The organism is Rhizobium sp. WW_1, assembly GCF_003610155.1.
Taxonomy (GTDB): domain Bacteria; phylum Pseudomonadota; class Alphaproteobacteria; order Rhizobiales; family Rhizobiaceae; genus Rhizobium; species Rhizobium tropici_A.
Map to the genome: position 1 here is coordinate 13,194 of NZ_RAIN01000033.1, position 17,125 is coordinate 30,318.

A 17,125-nucleotide genomic window follows, 5' to 3' on the forward strand; every position below is an offset into this window, starting at 1 on the left:
GCCCCTAGTCATTGTATCTGCTGACCGTTGCTCCGCAAACGTCCGGCTTCACAGCCTCCGCAATTGCTCTTGCGCGATCAGCCGATCGACGAAGCCGCGCTCGGCGTCGAACGGATGCCCATCCCATCCCTGATGCGAGAACCCAGCGAGTAAAACCTGATCGCCAGGCGCTGCAACCTCTCCAATCACATAGGCGATCGTGATTAACCCAGAGCTCGGCACAACGTAGGCGCCCGGCATGAGCCCTCGCAGCTCCAAATCCAAGAGATCATGATATCGGCGAGGAATCACCGCAAAGCTTTTGCCGGTGTTGGTGGCAAAGCTTGCAAAGCTTTCCGTATAATCGTCACAGAAGTCGCCGAGCTCGGGATACTGTATCGCGAGCGCCGGTTTGATTTCGGCAAACTTCGATGCCTCGCGAACGCACCAGATCTCGGCAGCACTCATTACGGCTGGGCTGTTGCGCCATGTGGCTTCACCGATCATCGCTGCAGCGGGACGACCTGTGTTGCAGACCGAGACGATATCGGTTCGAAGGCCGCCCTCGCCGACCGAGCGGCAGCCATTGAAGCGAACGACAAGATCACTGTTATCGATTGCCCGCGCTTGCCCTCGCGAAAATGAGCCGTTTCCAACGATCACGATCCTTCGCGCCATATCTCTGCTCCACGCTAACATCGTGCTTACGACGTCATGGCGAAACAGATCAAAATTGGAACCTAATCTGCCCGGAAATTTGATCCGACCGATGGGTAGCGTCGTAGCAACGCTGTTGTGGAAACAAAGGACATTTCTGATGGACGCAATCGTCAACGATACCGAGTTTCTAGCGGCCGCGGACACACCTACCCAGGAAGAAGCGGAGGCCGCCGTGCGGACGTTGATCCGCTGGGCTGGGGACGATCCGACCCGAGAGGGCCTCCTCGACACCCCGAAGCGCGTCGCCAAAGCGTATCGGGAACTTTTCGCCGGCTATGACGCAGCGCCCGAAGACGTCCTGGCAAGAACGTTCTCAGATGTCGCCGGTTACAGCGACATGGTAATCGTCAAGGATATCGCATTTCACTCGCATTGTGAGCATCATATGGTGCCGTTCCATGGTGTTGCCCACATCGCCTATTTCCCGGAAGACGGCGTGCTGGGACTTTCCAAAATGGCGAGGCTGGTCGACCTTTTTGCTCGACGGTTGCAGACGCAGGAAACAATGACGTCGCAGATCGCGAAAGCTCTCGACGAGAGCCTGCGACCAAAAGGCGTGGCCGTCATGATTGAAGCAGAGCATATGTGCATGGCGATGCGCGGCATTCAAAAGCAGGGTGCCAAAACGATAACGACGACATTCATGGGCCAATTTGAAGGCTCTGCACAGGATCAGTCGCGCTTCATGATGCTGGCTCGCGGCTGATTGTCCGAGCTGGATCCATCCGATCTGCAGGGAGTACGTTAAATGGCGGGTAAGCTGCTGACATCGTTAGACCCCGGATACTCGGCCCTGGTGATCGGGGCCAGTGGCGGCATCGGCCATGCGATCGCCGATTGCTTGGAAGCCGATCCCAATTGTTCAAACACGGTTCAGCTTTCGCGCCGTGATGATCAGCTTGACATCACTGACGAGGAATCCGTCCGTCGTGCAGCCGATTGCTTTCAAGCAATGTCGTTCGACTTCATTGTCTGCGCGACGGGTGCTCTCACCATAGACGGTGTCGGGCCGGAGAAGTCGATCCGCCAAATCTCACAAAACGCGATGATGAACCAGTTCGCCGTCAATGCCATTGGACCGGCATTGCTACTAAAGTATTTCGTTCCATTGCTCGACAGAAAGAAGCGGGTGATCTTCGCTTTCCTTTCGGCGCGCGTTGGATCGATCGGCGACAATCAGCTCGGCGGCTGGATCTCGTATCGATCCTCCAAGGCTGCGCTTAACCAGATCGTCCATACGGCCGCGATCGAAGTGTCCAGGGCAAATCCCGCATCGGTGGTCGTCGCCATACATCCAGGTAGTGTTGCCACCTCCCTGTCGGATCCATTTTCCTCAAACCACGAAAGGTCGAAGCCGGACGACGCCGCGCGATCAGTCCTGCAAGTGCTCGACGGGCTCCAGCCGGCGAATACTGGCGGGTTCTTCGCCTATGACGGAAGCTCAATCGTTTGGTAGCGCGCTTCACAGTTGCTTTGGTGATGACCAGGATCTGATGGGACTTTGCAGGAGGCTTCGTTGAAACGTGTTCGCAACCTGATCTTCGTGCTCGGCGACCAGCTATCGCTCTCACTGTCTAGTCTCGATGGCGCTGACCCGAACCACGACGTCATCGTGATGTGCGAAGTCTTGGAAGAAGCGTCATACGTTCATCATCATAAACTGAAGATCGCGCTGATCTTCTCCGCGATGCGCCACTTCGCGGCAGAACTCCGCGATCGAGGTTTCGATGTCCGCTACACCAAGCTCGACGACCCTGAGAATTCCGGTTCATTCACCGGCGAGGTCATGCGAGCTGCTAAGATTATGCTGCCTGAACGGATCATAGCCACCGAGGCCGCCGAGTGGCGGGTTCTCGAGGCGATGGGAAAATGGCAGGGATTGCTCGGTGTTCCGGTCGAAATGCGAGCAGATGGCCGCTTCCTCTGTTCGAAGGCCGATTTCCAGGATTGGGCACGTGACCGGCGGTCCCTGACCATGGAATATTTCTACAGGGACATGCGCCGCCGGACCGGACTTCTTATGAACGGGAACGACCCAGAGGGCGGACGATGGAATTTCGACGCCGAAAACCGCAAGCCCGCGAGACCCGAGCTTCTTCGGCTTCGGCATCCAGCCTTCGCCCCAGATAATACGACCACAGAGGTGCTTGAGCTCGTTGCGAGAACTTTTCCGAAAAACATGGGCTCGACCGCAAATTTTTCATTTGCAGTAACGCGCGCCGATGCCGAAGAGGCGGCGCAGGCGTTCGTTAAAGATTTTTTGCCGAATTTTGGTGAAACACAGGATGCGATGTTGAGCGGCGATCCCTTTCTCAATCACGCGCTCTTATCGTTCTACATCAATATCGGTCTGCTCGATCCTCTGACACTTTGCCGTCAGGCGGAGCAAGCCTATATCGAGGGCGACGCCCCACTCAACGCCGTGGAAGGTTTTATTCGGCAGATCATCGGCTGGCGCGAGTTTATCCGCGGTATCTACTGGTCGAAGATGCCCGGTTACGAAAAGAGCAACGTTTTCGGGGCTGAGCGACCGCTCCCAGACTTCTTCTGGACCGGCGACACCGACATGGCCTGTGTTTCGGATGTGATCAAAAAGACTATTACCAATGCTTACGCCCATCATATCCAGCGCCTGATGGTGGTCGGAAACTTTTCGATGCTCGCGGGGCTCAACCCCTATGAGGTGCATGAATGGTATCTCTCCGTTTATGCGGACGCCTTCGAATGGGTCGAGTTACCCAACGTCATCGGCATGAGCCAGTACGCCGATGGTGGCTTCATGGCATCCAAGCCATATGCGGCCAGTGGTGCATACATTTCCCGGATGTCTGATTACTGCGACGGCTGCCGATACAAGGTCTCCCAAAAAACCGGCGATGACGCCTGTCCTTTCAACGCGCTTTATTGGGACTTCATGGATCGTAACGCAGCGGCGCTGTCAAAGAACCATCGTCTCGCGCAGGTCTTTTCCACCTGGCGGCGGATGGATGACGACAAAAAGCACGATTACCGCCGAAGCGCAGCAGCGTTTTTGGAAAAGCTCGGTGATCGACAGCGCGTTTGATCCCTCCGAGAAACCCACCAAGGAGCGCTTCGACGTGCCGAAGATGGTCAAGAAATCCGATCTGCCGATGAAAATCTGTCTCGCCTGCGGGTTGCCTTTCGCTTGGCGACGAAAGTGGGCAAAAAACTGGGGCGATGTAAAGTTCTGTTCGGATCGCTGCCGGCGTTCGAAAGCAGCCAAAATTTGATCAGTTTGTCTTCCTGTACCGGGGTAAGCGAGTGTTCGCGGCAAATCACCTGAGATTTGAACCGTGCCCCGCCCGGCAGCGTAACAGTTTTGATTCGAAATCTGAGACAACCATGCTCGTGAAAGAAACGCCTCCTAAACAAACAGAGTTTCCCGTAACCCGCGATTACGCGCTGCAACGGCTGGAGGAATTCCTGCCCGCAGCGGGCTCGCAATACGCCCGTTTGCGAAACTTCGATCGGGGCAACGGTCAGCATGTGCATGTTTCGCGGCTGTCGGCAGCACTTCGGCGTCGGGTCGTCTGTGAAGCCGAGGTGGTCGCGGCGGTCGTCGCGCGGCACGGGATTGTCCAAGCTGAAAAATTCATCAGTGAGATTTTCTGGCGGACATATTGGAAGGGTTGGCTCGAGCAGCGACCTGCGGTGTGGACCGGCTATCTGGATGAGTTGGACAAAGCCCGTGAGCAGCTTGAGGTCGATCATGATTTGTCCCAGATGTACGAAAACGCCTGCGCTGGTCTCAGCGAAATTGACTGCTTCGACGCCTGGGTCGCGGAGTTGAAAGACACCGGTTATCTCCATAATTGGGCCAGGATGCAGTTCGCCTCGATCTGGACATTTACACTTGGTTTGCGCTGGGAACTGGGCGCCGCCTTCATGTCCAGCCATCTCGTTGACTCCGACCCGGCATCAAATACCTTGTCTTGGCGCTGGGTCGCGGGACTGCACACGAAAGGCAAAGCCTATCTTGCCGATGCTGACCGCATACGCGCCATGACCAACGGCCGGTTCTCTCCCACGGGTCTTGCCCGGAGGGCGGTCATCCCGACTGACGGCATCGTCGTACCACCCCCCTCTCCGCTTCGAGATTTTCGGGATCCGGATCCATCCCAGCCGGCGATGATTTTGATCACAATTGAGGACCTCTCGCTTGAAGGACTGCCTGCGTTGGGTGAGATGGACATCAAAGCGATTTCGGTTCTGTCGGCCGAGTACGAAACAGATCGTCTAGCGTTGAATGACGCGCTGAAACGAGCAACCAACACATGGCCGCGGGCTGCAGTCCTCGTATCGCCGGAGGAGGAAGGCCTCAGAGCTGCTAAAGCACTGGGCTGTAGTCAGATCGTCACAGGCTTCGCGTCTGTTGGTCCAACAGCTCAAAGGCTCGATATGTTGGGGCAAAAGGCTCCCGGCTACGGAATGCAATTGGCAGAACACTTGCGAAGCTGGGATCAGGAGGCATGGCCTTTTTGCAATAAGGGCTTCTATGCCCTTAGACAGAAAATTCCATGTCTGATCAATGCAACGGGTACCATGCGATGACAAGGCAACTCGTTGTCTGGTTTGACAGCAACTGCCCGCTTTGCCGGCGCGAGATCGCACTCATGCGGTGGCTCGATCATCGGCGGAAGGCGATATTGTTTGTCGATGCATGCGACGCTTCAACATCTTGCCCGATAGACCGAGCGGAAATTTTGTCGCGATTTCATGCCGAGGAAGACGGACGTCTTTTGTCAGGTGCCGCCGCGTTCGCCGCTATGTGGCGGGCTATACCACTGCTGCGCCCAATCGGGCTTCTGGCAGGTTGGCCGCCTGCCTTTCCGATATTCGAAGCTGGGTATCGCGGCTTCCTGCGGATCAGACCACATTTGCAAAGGATATTTCGATGACGGATCGGTTTCGCGCTGTTCCCGAAAGTCGCCTAACCAGACTTGCGGCTCTTGGAAAACTGGCCGGCGGCGTTGCGGCGGGTTTCGTGGGAGAGGGTCTTGGAAGACTGGCACGCGGCGAGCGGCCGCATCTTTCCGATCTCATCCTGACCCCCGGAAATGCACGACGGGTTACAGAGCAATTGTCGCGGCTTCGAGGTGCTGCGATGAAGCTGGGGCAGATGATATCGCTTGATGCCGGCGATATCCTACCCAGCGAACTCTCCGCGATACTCGCCGAATTGCGCGATCGAGCGCATTTCATGCCACAGCATCAACTTGAAAAGACCTTGGAGTCGGCTTGGGGTCCCGGGTGGAGGCGCCGTTTCAACCGCTTCGACATGACGCCGATTGCAGCCGCCTCGATAGGCCAGGTTCATCGTGCACAACTCGCCTCGGGGCGGGAATTGGCCGTCAAAGTTCAGTACCCCGGTGTTGCCAAAAGCATCGATGCCGACATTGACAATGTCGCTACCCTTTTGAGGATGTCAGGCCTGCTTCCGTCCGCCCTCGATATCGCGCCGTATCTCGCCGAGGCAAAGCGTCAGTTGCATGACGAGGCCGACTATCTGCGTGAGGCGAACATGATGGTTCGCTATCAAGATCTGCTTAGAGGCGACGGCCGTTTCATCGTACCAAAACCTGCGGATGGATTGCTGCACCCGACCGTACTTCCTATGGATTTCCTCGAGGCCGCGCCGATTGAGACGCTGATTGCGGCTCCGCAGACGATACGAAACGAGGCGATGGGCGCGCTACTCGATCTCGTGCTGCGAGAACTGTTGGAGTTTGGCCTGATGCAGACGGATCCGAACTTCGCAAACTATCGTTGGCAAAAAGAGACCGGACGTATTGCGCTACTCGACTTCGGTGCGACCCGTGTCATCGAAGCCGAAAGTGCCGCTGACTATCGGAGGCTGCTGCGCGCTACGCTTACCGAAGACGTGACTTCCATTCGTGATGCATTGATGACTATGGGGTTTGTTTCCGCGTCACAAGCCACCCAGCACCCGCATGAAGTTAACGAGATTATCGAGATCGTTGTCGCTCAGCTGCAAAAGAGCGGCGATGGCATTTTTGATTTTGCCGATCGAAAGTTCGTGGGATTGATCCGGGATAGGGCCACCTCGCTGCTATCAGATCGCTCCAGCTGGCAACTGCCGTCGCCGGACAAACTGTTCATCCAGCGGAAGATCAGTGGTACTTCGCTTCTGATGGTCAATATGCGTGCTAAACTGTCGCTGAAGCAAATGCTTGGGCGTTATTGTTGAGCTGCAAGCCTACCTTTTGCGAGATCCGAATTCCGGCAACTCCATATTGAACGATATTCCAGGAGTGAGAGTATGTATCCGATGTCAGTAAACGCCAACGCCTTGCCTGACGAAAACGGTTTTTTCGGAAAGTTTGGTGGGCGCTTCGTGGCGGAGACGCTCATGCCACTGCTGATCGCAGTGACCGAGAATTGGCAGGCAGCGAAGACCGACCAATCTTTCTGGGATCAGCTTGACGAAATGTCGCGAACTTATGTCGGCCGACCCAGTCCGCTTTATTTCGCTGAACGCTTGAGTGAGCGCCTTGGCGGCGCGCGTGTTTACATGAAGCGGGACGAGCTTAATCACACGGGTTCGCATAAGATCAACAACTGTCTCGGCCAGATTCTGATTGCCCTGCGGATGGGCAAGCGCCGCATCATCGCCGAGACAGGCGCGGGCCAGCACGGTGTCGCCACCGCCACGATGGCTGCCCGCTTCGGTCTCCAATGCGTTATATACATGGGCGCGACAGACATCGAGCGACAGGCGCCCAACGTCTTCAGAATGAGGCTACTGGGCGCCGAGGTACGATCCGTGACCTCGGGCAACTGCACCCTCAAGGATGCGATGAACGAGGCGTTGCGCGATTGGGTCTCGAACGTCGACGACACCTACTATCTGATCGGAACCGCAGCGGGGCCTCATCCCTATCCGGAAATGGTGAGAACCTTGCAATCCGTGATCGGCAGAGAGGCGCGTGCGCAGATTTTGGAGCGAGAGGGGCGCCTGCCAGATCTCTTGGTCGCGGCTGTCGGCGGCGGTTCAAATGCGATCGGCTTGTTCCACCCGTTCCTCGCCGATCCTGGCGTCTCCATGTTAGGCGTTGAGCCTGCCGGCAAAGGGCTTGATACATTCGAACATTGCGCATCGCTGACGAAGGGTCAGCCTGGCGTTCTGCACGGAAACCGAACGTATCTTTTGCAAGATGAAGACGGGCAAATAAACGAGGGACACTCAATTTCCGCCGGCCTTGATTATCCGGGCGTTGGGCCTGAGCATTCCTGGCTCAAGGAAAGCGGACGTGTCAGTTACGCATCCGCAACCGATCTCGAAGCGCTGGAGGCATTCCAGTTTCTCTCAGTCGTAGAAGGCATCATTCCGGCGCTGGAGCCGTCTCATGCAATCGCCGAGGTTATGAAGAGAGCGCCACTCATGACGCCGGAAAAGATCATCATCGTCAATCTCTGCGGCCGTGGTGACAAAGACATTTTCACCGTGTCCAGCCTTTTGAACCTGAACAATTAGGGGACCATCACGATGATTGTTGGATGTCAAAAGAACTTGCATGGTACCCAAAAGCGCGTGGCTGCCGTATCGTAGCCATAGTCTGGCAGGTCGCACTTGAGTTTTAACACGAACCGGGAGCATATCCATGAAAGATCAGCGTCCAGAAGGGATCGAGCGCTACGATCACCCCGCTGGTGGCTGGGATGCGTTGAAGGCAGTGGCCAAGACGCTGGCGCATCAGCAGATCGTTGCCCAGGGCAGCCGGACGCTGCTCAAGGCCAACCAGCCCGAGGGCTTCGACTGTCCCGGCTGCGCCTGGCCCGACCCGAAACACACATCGTCCTTCGAATTCTGCGAGAACGGCGCCAAGGCGATCACCTGGGAATCCACGGCGAAGCGGACGGACACCGCCTTCTTCGAACAGCACAGCGTCGCCGAACTCTGGAGCTGGACGGACCACCAGCTCGAGGATGCCGGGCGGCTGACATCGCCGCTCAGATATAATCCTGCCAGTGACCATTTCGAGCCTATAGCCTGGGACGACGCGTTTACACAGATCGCCGCCGAACTCAACAAGCTTGCCGACCCGGACGAAGCCGAATTCTACACCTCCGGGCGGGCGTCAAACGAGGCTGCCTTCCTTTACCAGCTCTTCGTCCGCGGCTACGGGACCAACAATTTCCCCGACTGTTCCAACATGTGCCACGAGGCAACCAGCGTCGGCTTGCCTAAATCGATCGGCGTCGGCAAGGGAACGGTGACGCTTCAAGATTTCCACCATGCGGATGCGATCTTTTCCTTCGGGCACAACCCCGGCACCAATCATCCACGCATGATGACGACCCTGCACGAGGCCTCGCGCCGTGGCGTGCCGATCGTCGTCTTCAATCCACTGAAGGAGCGGGCGCTCGAGCGCTTCGCTGCCCCGCAGGACCCGATCGAGATGGTGACGATGTCCTCGACACCGATCGCCTCGGCCTATCACCAGCTCCGCGTTGGCGGTGACCTTGGTGCGCTCAAGGGCATGATGAAGGCGATATTTGAGACGGATCAGCGGGATATCGATGCCGGCGGTTCCGGGGTGCTCGACAGGGCCTTCATCAGCGAGCATACCGCAGGCTTCGATGCACTGCGCGCCGACATCGCTTCAACCAGCTGGGATGAGATCACCGCGGCAAGCGGTCTCTCGAGAGAGGCGATCGAGAGAGCCGCCGCCGTCTACGTCAAAGCGAAGAATGTCATCATATGCTATGGCATGGGCATCACCCAGCACGCCCGCGGAACGCAGAACGTTCAGCAGATTGCCAACCTGCTGATGCTGCGCGGCAATCTGGGCCGCCAGGGCGCCGGCATCGCGCCGATCCGCGGCCATTCCAACGTCCAGGGCGACCGCACGGTCGGCATCACCGAAATTCCCAACAAGGCGCTGATCGACGGCATGGAGCGCGCCTTTGGCTTCCGGCCGAAATCAGACAAGGGCCATAACGCCATCGAAGCGATCGAAGCGATCATCGCCGGCCAGTCGAAGGCGCTGATCTGCCTCGGCGGCAACCTGGCGGTCGCCATGTCGGATCACCACGCCACGTTCGAAGGCATGCGCAAGCTTGATCTCGCGGTCCATATCGCCACCAAGCTGAACCGTTCGCAGCTTCTCAAGGCAAAGACCTCGATCATTCTCCCCTGTTTCGGCCGCACCGACCTCGACACACAGGCCTCCGGGCCGCAGGCGGTGACTGTCGAGGATTCGATGTCGATGGTGCATGCATCGCGCGGCTTCCTCAATCCGCCCGGTGAGCTGCTCCGCTCCGAGCCCGCGATCATCGCCGGGATCGCCAAGGCGACACTCGGTGGTCGTCACAGCATCGACTGGGACGGCCTGATCGGCGATTACGACCGCATCCGCGACAAGATCGAGGTCGTTTTTCCCGACTTTGCCGATTTCAACACGCGGGTGCGCAAGCTCGGTGGCTTCCGCCTCGATGTCGCCGCCTCTTTTCGCCGCTGGAACACCGAAAGCGGCAAGGCGAATTTCCTGCTGGCGCCCGGCCTCGCGGAAGACCCGGCATTGGAGGGCAAGCAGGCACTCGTGCTCACGACGATCCGCAGCCACGATCAGTACAACACGACGGTCTATGGCCTCGACGATCGCTACCGCGGTGTCTTCGGTCGGCGCGACGTGATCTTAATGAATGCCGGCGACCTCGCACGCCGCGGCCTGAAGGATGGCGACCGTATCGATATCCGCGGGCTGATTTCTGATGATCCCGAGGATCATGTCGTCAGCGGCTTTACGGCCGTGGCCTACGACATCCCGCAGGGATCGATCGCCGGCTACTATCCGGAGATGAACGCCGTGATGTCGCTCCGCCACTTCGACCACCAGTCGGGCACGCCTTCCTACAAGGGCGTTCCGGTGACGGTCGTCGGAACACCGTCGCAGTAAAGTCCGGCCCGCTTGACGACGCGTGACTCGGTTTAACTATCCGGTGTTCGCCAGCTTAGAAAACAAGCCTTGCGAATATCGGCGAATGCCGCTCAGATGTGGGTTGAGCAGCGACCGAACTAAAAACGTCCGAAAACTGAGATCACGGCTTCGATTACGGATGAGCCGCAAAAAGGTCCAAAGAGTGCCATAACGACGTTGAAGAATATCACTGTGAAAATAACGTTTTCCTGCTTTCGCGTGAGCTGCTGCGGCTTCCTGTCCGGCGGTTCAGGGCGACGAGGCCTATATTCGTTTAGATCTCGAAACATCTTTATCCCGTTCCCAGCAGTACAAAGTTGCCCTGAGAAATTGTATATCGATCCGGGCGAAAATAGCTTACTTTCCAGTCTACAAAGTCAGCCACGCTTTGATAAAAATGGCAACTAGACTGACCGTGAATACGCCAGCTCCCCAAAGAGTAACGAACCAAAGCAATTTTCGCGGCAGACTCGTCTCCTTCATCAATGATACCCCTCTTCAGGATCCACCTTTCCACGGAAAACCCAGTAGGCATATCCTGTATAAAACAGGATCATCGGTACCAACACGACCGCTCCTACAAGTAGAAATGCGAGGCTGCTATCTGGTGCCGCAGCGTCCCATATCGTGACCGAGCCCGGTACAATAAACGGATAAAAGCTGATCGCGATGCCTATATAGCCGAGAACAAACAACCCCAGCGCAGCAATGAAAGGCTGCGCATCACGCTTTTTTCTTATCCCGTGGAGCAGTACCGCAAAACACGAGGCGACCAAAAGCGGCACTATAACGCTAAAAATTACTGTCGGAGAACTGAACCAGCGGTCGAAATAAACGGCGTTTAAGAATGGTGTCCAGATACTTATAAGACCCATAGCGACGATGAGGCCGATGCACGCACGTGTCGCAATAATTCGCGATTTTTCGTTCAGGGTACCGCGTGTCTTCATGACAAGCCAGGTAGCTCCGAGCAGGCCATATCCAGTGACAAGCGCAATGCCGGTTGTGACCGAAAACGGTGTTAGCCAGTCCCACCATGCGCCAGCATATGAGCGGTTTGCAACCGGAACACCTTGCACCAGCGCCCCGAGAGCCACACCTTGCGAGAAGCCGGCGAGAATAGAACCACCGGCGAAAGCCCAGTCCCAGAGAAACTCGCCGCGCTGGGTTCGCCATCTGTATTCGAAGGCAACACCTCGGAAGACAAGACCGAGCAGCATGGCGATGATCGGCGCATACAAAGCGGGCAGGATCGTCGCGTAGGCCAAAGGAAAAACAGCCAACAGACCGCCTCCCCCAAGCACCAGCCATGTTTCGTTGCCATCCCAAACAGGCGCCACGGAATTCATCATGACATCCCTATCTCTCTTTTCTGTAAAAAGCGGAAATAGTATGCCGACGCCGAGATCAAAGCCGTCCAAGAGTACATAAGCGATAACCGCGAAGGCGATAATGCCCGCCCAAACGATCGGCAGATCAATTTCCATGATGCGCACTCCCATGGGTTCCAGCCATCGGACCAGGCGTGATACCGGTTGTCCGAAGTGGTCCCTCTTCAAGCACCGGCGTTGGGTCGCGCGGCAGACGCTTCATCAGACGCAGAATGTAGAACGTACCGGCGCCAAAGACCACGAAATAGACCACGACGAATGCGAGAAGCGATGCCGCAACAGCAGGGGCCTGAATGGGAGACATTGAATCTGCCGTCAACAAATGACCGTAGACCGTGAATGGCTGACGTCCAACCTCTGTTGTGAGCCAGCCTGACAGCACGGCGACGAAGCCTGCGGGGCCCATTCCAACAGCTGCCCGATGGAGCCATTGGTTGGTCCCCATCGTATCGCGCCAACGGCACCATAAACTCCAAGCGCCCATGCCGAGCATGGCAAATCCGATCGCGACCATCACACGAAACGACCAGAATAGAACGGCGACTGGGGGCTGGCGTTCTTCGGGTATCGTGTCGAGGCCGGCTAACGGGGCGTTGAGATCATGCTTGAGGATGAGGCTCGACATCTTTGGAATTTCGACTTTGTAATCGATACGCTTTTCCGATGGATTTGGGATGCCAAACAGGATCAGAGGCGCACCGCCTGGATGGCTATCGTAGTGGCCCTCCATCGCCATCACCTTGGCAGGCTGGTGCTCGAGCGTGTTAAGCCCGTGTGCATCTCCTGCAACGATCTGGATTGGAGCCACGATTGTCGCCATCCACATGGCCATCGAGAACATCGTTCGGGAACGTCGGGGCGCCGTGTTTTTCAAAAGATGCCAAGCGCCGACGGCACCGACGACAAACGCGGTGGTAAGATACGCGGCCAAGACCATATGTACGAAACGGTAGGGAAACGATGGGTTGAAAATAATGGCCCACCAGTCAAGCGGAATGAATTGCCCAACATCGTTTAAACCAAAGCCTGCAGGTGTCTGCATCCATGAGTTAACGGCCAATATCCAGGTCGCAGATATGAGGGTCCCGACGGCGACCATGCAGGTTGCAACGAAGTGGAGCTTCGGGCCGACCCGATCTAGCCCAAACAACATGACACCCAGGAAGCCCGCCTCGAGAAAAAACGCGGTCAACACCTCATAGCCCATGAGTGGGCCGATCACGGGGCCGGCCTTGTCGGAAAATACGCTCCAATTGGTTCCGAACTGGTAAGACATAACGATGCCGGAGACGACGCCCATACCAAACGCGACCGCAAATATTGTTTTCCAGAAATTGAAAAGTTCCAGATAGACTTGCTCTTTCTTCCAAAGCCAAAGACCCTCTAAAACAGCGAGATAACTAGCAAGCCCAATAGAGAAGGCTGGGAAGATAATGTGAAATGAAACCGTGAAAGCGAACTGCGCCCTGGCAAAAATCGACGCGTCGAGATGGTCGAACATGATTATCGCATCCCTCTACCGATTAACAGTTGAGCAACATTGTCCGTAGTTGCTGATACCCGGTATACGCAGGCGCGAGCGAATCGGTTTTACCCTCGGGGCGACATTTACTCTCTGGGTATCTGGGGGGGGCGGTGCGGATTTGCTTGTATTCCGTTCAGCGTCGAAGTGCTTCAGCCAAGAAATGTGACCACGCGCTCGCAAATGGTACAAAGGTTGCCGCCGGAGTGTCCGACTGACTAGCAATCCCATGAAAGCGAACATGAAAACTTACGATAACGCCCTAACGACGGTCTTCGTCCTCGTTTACAACGAACAACGGCAGCTGCTTGTGATCCGCCGTGCTCGGGATCCGGGGTACGGTCTCCTGGGTCTTCCAGGCGGATATCAAATGCGCGGGGAGACCTGGCAGGAGGCTGGCGCGCGCGAGGTACTGGAGGAAACGGGTTGTTTAATAGATCCCACCCAGGTCTCCCTCACTTTTTTCCGGACCGATCGGTTTTATAACAATCTCGTGGTCTGTCAGTACAATAGACATGCTCAGATAGACCACCCACATGATAGCGAGGCGCTAGACGTATGGTTCACTTGTTCCGCAGGCACGTGCGACCAATGGGCACACCCTGACCTACACGCCGCAGCTAAGGAGTTTCTAAACCAGAAGTGATAGTCCCATTACAGCGCATGCGGAGCCAGTTCTTGAAACCCATGTTACTTGGCTTGGTCTGAGGTCATGCCGGGGGCCTCCTGACACCGTGCTCAAGCGCCTCCTGGCAAGCTGCCTCGACCGCAGCAAGACCATCGGCGGGCACGCATCCGAGTATGGTGACCATCTGTCGGTCACCGTCATCGACGCTCTTCAACCGCTTGCGAACCTTCTCCATCGCGGCTGGCAAAACCCATTCCCGGAAAGGAGCACCGTTGCGCAAGGCACCGGGTTTGCGAGCGAGGACAAGGATGTAATGCCAGGGATCATAGACGGTATCGCCGCGGCCAAAGCTGCGCTGATGTTCCGCGACCGTCACCCCATCCTGCTTGATGACGATCCGGTTCGCATAGGCATGAAGCTCGACGGGGCGACCAACGGCAGTCGACAGGACCGAGTATTTGCTGTTGTCGAAGCGGACGGTGCAGGTCTTCGACACCGAGGCCGGAACGCTGTGGAAGCCATCGAATGGGCCAACGTAGCGCACGAGGCTGCTGCGTTCGGCTTCGAACATCTGCCAAACTGTCTGCGCCGTCTGTTCGGGTTGGCTATGAGCCTTGGCATAGGCAACGCATTTATCGAGCAGCCAGACATTCAGTTCCTCCAGGCTTTTGACTCTGAGACGCGGCGTAAAAAACTGCTCGCGCACAAGGCCGACCTGGTTCTCGACCTGTCCCTTCTCCCAGCTGGATGCTGGCGTGCAGGCTACGGGGTGGACGAGATAATGGCTGCACATCTGCAGGAAACGGCGATTGTAGAGCCGTTCCTTGCCGATAAAGACAGCCTCCACCGCCGTCTTCATGTTATGGGATGGACGCCTCCCTCCGAACCTTCAGAATGAAAGGCCAACCAAAGGAGGAAGTCATGACATTCGAATTGCTCGCGATCGATCTCGGAAAGTCGTCGTTTCATCTGCACAGCATTGGTGCAGATGGCGCTATTTTGTCGCGCAAGGTCAGCAGATCGAAGTTGGCCGAGACTGTTAACGCACTCGCTCCAAAGACTATTGCTATGGAAGCGTGCGCCAGTGCGCATCACTGGGGGCGGGAATTCAAAGATAATGCGCGAGAGGTGCTGCTCATCAACCCTCGCTTTGTGAAGCCCTTCGTTCGCGGCTCCAAAAACGACGCCGTAGATGCTGCGGCAATTTATGAAGCTGCGACACGTCCAACCATGCGGTTCGTACCGGTGAAGTCCACCGCACAGCAAGACCTTCAGTCGCTGCATAGAATTAGAGAGCGTCTGATCGTACAGCGTACGTCGCTGATCAACCACGCTCGAGGCCTTCTCGCCGAATATGGAATCGTTTTGCCGCAAGGACCGTGGCGCTTTGCATCCCAGGCACCCTCGGCTATCGAGAATGCGGCTCTCTCCGATCTCGGGCGCGAGCTATTCCTCGAACTCCTCGACCAACTCACCGATGTGAATGACCGAGTTGCCAGGCTCGACAGGAAGATTACCGAGATTTGCCGCGAGCGAGAAGATTGCCGCCACTTGTCCGAACTGCCAGGCGTCGGTCCAATCATTGCAACGGCACTGGTTGCTAGCGTTGAGGACGGACGTCACTTCAAATCCGGACGAGAGCTGGCGGCTTGGATCGGACTGGTCCCGCGACAATACTCGACTGGCGGCAAACCACGGCTTGGTGGAATTGGCCGCCGAGCGAACCATTATCTACGTCGCCAGATGATCCATGGTGCACGCGCAGTCATCAGCCGACTTGCCAGTCACGACGATCGCCGATCGCAGTGGCTGAAAGAGCTAGTCGCTCGCCGGGGATTTAATAAAGCAATCGTGGCGCTTGCCAACAAGACCGCACGGGTAGCATGGGCCTTGCTCACGCGACAGGAGCGCTATGCCGCACAATAGTTATTTGCCAATCATTGCCTATAAGGCGATGATGAATGCGAGGTAAGAACTGATGGCGTAACGGCACGGACCGCAGCTTCGGATCCTGATCTACGACAAGGCCAAAAAGGTCGATCATGTTATAAGGACAGAAGTAGCGGACTCCATCAAGGCCAGGAGCGTGATAGCTCCAGCGATAGGCCGGATAGATTCACGCATCCAATGCCGAGTGCCGCCAAATGTTCACCTCGCCCGGGAGGCGTCCTTAGATTGTCATAGATGCCGCGCGTGCAGGTGCCACGGAAGAAGTCGAAGGCCTTGTCGTGGGCGTCGAAGACCATCTCCTGGCTTTCACGCATATAGGCCCGCGCGAACATCATCCGGCTGTGGCAGAGCCGGACATGCGCAACCTTCACCGTCGTCGTCACGCCCTGGATCAGAACGATCTCATGGCTCCAGTCGAACTGATAAGCCTCGCCGGGCGCATAATAGAGCGGCACGTAGGCCTCGGCCGTCACGGCACCCCGGTCCTTTGACCATCCCTTCGCATAGCGGCGGATCGCATCGTAACTACCGTCGTAACCCAGTGCCCGAAGCTCTTCGTAAATCCGGATCAGCGTCAGTCGCTCGCGAGGTGGCTTGCCTTCGTTCGCGGCCAGGAAGCGCTCGATCTCGGCTTTCCAAGCCCCGGTCTTCGGTAGCGGCTGGCGTTCTCGCTCGTAGGAAAAGTCAGTATCATCGGAATGCAGAATCTTGCGCACCGTGTTGCGGGACACATGCAGCTCCCGAACGATCTTCTTCACCGACCAGCCCTGAACATGGAAGGCTCGACGAACACGCGCAATCGTATCCACTCGCTTCAACTCCCCCTCCATCCGTCAGCAAAAGACGGATGGTCAGACGAAACAGGTGGGGGGTCAAAATTGGGCTCTGACTCACATTTGCTGCTGTTGAGGATGATGCTTCTGCTGGTTCATCGGAGGATCAGCTATGCAGCAACGATTTCAACGGGCGAGCC

Annotated in this window: 13 protein-coding genes and 3 pseudogenes; 11 read left to right on the forward strand and 5 right to left on the reverse strand. The window is 56.8% G+C overall.

What is annotated here, in order from left to right:
- Window positions 1-48 precede the first annotated feature (48 nt).
- The gene (locus BJ928_RS36945) at window positions 49-813 is read right to left on the reverse strand and encodes a Urease operon accessory protein (protein ID WP_343287081.1); all 765 of its coding nucleotides are present in this window, start codon (window positions 811-813) and stop codon (window positions 49-51) included.
- On the opposite strand from BJ928_RS36945, the gene folE reads away from it, so the two are divergent.
- The 9 genes from folE (at window position 797) to BJ928_RS36990 (ending at window position 10,640) form a co-directional block, all read left to right on the forward strand.
- Window positions 797-1,405, forward strand: coding sequence for a GTP cyclohydrolase I FolE (gene folE / locus BJ928_RS36950; protein WP_047636791.1), 609 nt, complete (start codon window positions 797-799; stop codon window positions 1,403-1,405). The genes BJ928_RS36945 and folE overlap by 17 nt on opposite strands.
- A 42-nt stretch (window positions 1,406-1,447) precedes the next feature.
- Window positions 1,448-2,155 (forward strand): SDR family NAD(P)-dependent oxidoreductase, encoded by a 708-nt coding sequence (locus BJ928_RS36955; protein ID WP_120296845.1) that lies wholly within the window; start codon window positions 1,448-1,450, stop codon window positions 2,153-2,155.
- Between the two features lie 60 nt (window positions 2,156-2,215).
- Window positions 2,216-3,763: a cryptochrome/photolyase family protein gene (locus BJ928_RS36960; RefSeq protein WP_047636775.1), complete on the forward strand. Its 1,548-nt coding sequence runs from the start codon at window positions 2,216-2,218 to the stop codon at window positions 3,761-3,763.
- A complete protein-coding gene (locus BJ928_RS36965; protein ID WP_047636776.1) occupies window positions 3,744-3,950 on the forward strand; it encodes a DUF2256 domain-containing protein in 207 nt (68 codons plus the stop codon). Before BJ928_RS36960 ends, BJ928_RS36965 begins: the two co-directional genes overlap by 20 nt.
- 112 nt (window positions 3,951-4,062) lie before the next feature.
- Window positions 4,063-5,271 (forward strand): FAD-binding domain-containing protein, encoded by a 1,209-nt coding sequence (locus BJ928_RS36970; protein ID WP_047636777.1) that lies wholly within the window; start codon window positions 4,063-4,065, stop codon window positions 5,269-5,271.
- Window positions 5,268-5,618 carry a DUF393 domain-containing protein gene (locus BJ928_RS36975; RefSeq protein WP_077472896.1) on the forward strand — a complete coding sequence of 117 codons (351 nt, stop codon included), beginning with the start codon at window positions 5,268-5,270 and terminating at the stop codon, window positions 5,616-5,618. The genes BJ928_RS36970 and BJ928_RS36975 overlap by 4 nt, the downstream gene beginning before the upstream one ends.
- Window positions 5,615-6,928, forward strand: a complete 1,314-nt coding sequence (locus BJ928_RS36980) for an AarF/ABC1/UbiB kinase family protein (RefSeq protein ID WP_047636778.1) — start codon at window positions 5,615-5,617, stop codon at window positions 6,926-6,928. Before BJ928_RS36975 ends, BJ928_RS36980 begins: the two co-directional genes overlap by 4 nt.
- Before the next feature lie 72 nt (window positions 6,929-7,000).
- Window positions 7,001-8,215, forward strand: coding sequence for a tryptophan synthase subunit beta (gene trpB, locus BJ928_RS36985; RefSeq protein WP_047636779.1), 1,215 nt, complete (start codon window positions 7,001-7,003; stop codon window positions 8,213-8,215).
- Between the two features lie 127 nt (window positions 8,216-8,342).
- Complete coding sequence (locus tag BJ928_RS36990) at window positions 8,343-10,640, forward strand: FdhF/YdeP family oxidoreductase (RefSeq protein ID WP_047636780.1); 2,298 nt, start codon at window positions 8,343-8,345, stop codon at window positions 10,638-10,640.
- A 503-nt stretch (window positions 10,641-11,143) separates the two neighbouring features.
- On the opposite strand, the gene cydB is transcribed toward BJ928_RS36990, so the two are convergent.
- Both cydB and BJ928_RS37000 read right to left on the reverse strand, forming a co-directional pair.
- Complete coding sequence (gene cydB / locus BJ928_RS36995) at window positions 11,144-12,148, reverse strand: cytochrome d ubiquinol oxidase subunit II (RefSeq protein WP_047636782.1); 1,005 nt, start codon at window positions 12,146-12,148, stop codon at window positions 11,144-11,146.
- Window positions 12,138-13,553, reverse strand: a complete 1,416-nt coding sequence (locus tag BJ928_RS37000; protein ID WP_047636783.1) for a cytochrome ubiquinol oxidase subunit I — start codon at window positions 13,551-13,553, stop codon at window positions 12,138-12,140. Before BJ928_RS37000 ends, cydB begins: the two co-directional genes overlap by 11 nt.
- Window positions 13,554-13,815: 262 nt before the next feature.
- Between BJ928_RS37000 and BJ928_RS37005 the strand changes: the two genes are divergently transcribed.
- Entirely contained in the window at window positions 13,816-14,220 is a 405-nt protein-coding gene (locus BJ928_RS37005; protein WP_052228050.1) for an NUDIX domain-containing protein, read from the forward strand.
- Window positions 14,221-14,302: 82 nt separating this feature from the next.
- Here BJ928_RS37005 and BJ928_RS37010 read toward each other — a convergent pair.
- Window positions 14,303-15,064: pseudogene (locus BJ928_RS37010) on the reverse strand (IS21 family transposase); the annotation flags it as partial.
- 134 nt (window positions 15,065-15,198) lie between these two features.
- On the opposite strand from BJ928_RS37010, the pseudogene BJ928_RS37015 reads away from it, so the two are divergent.
- A pseudogene (locus BJ928_RS37015) lies at window positions 15,199-16,174 on the forward strand (IS110 family transposase).
- Between the two features lie 193 nt (window positions 16,175-16,367).
- Here the strand turns inward: BJ928_RS37015 and istA are convergent.
- Window positions 16,368-16,970: pseudogene (gene istA / locus BJ928_RS37020) on the reverse strand (IS21 family transposase); the annotation flags it as partial.
- Between the last annotated feature and the right edge of the window lie 155 nt (window positions 16,971-17,125).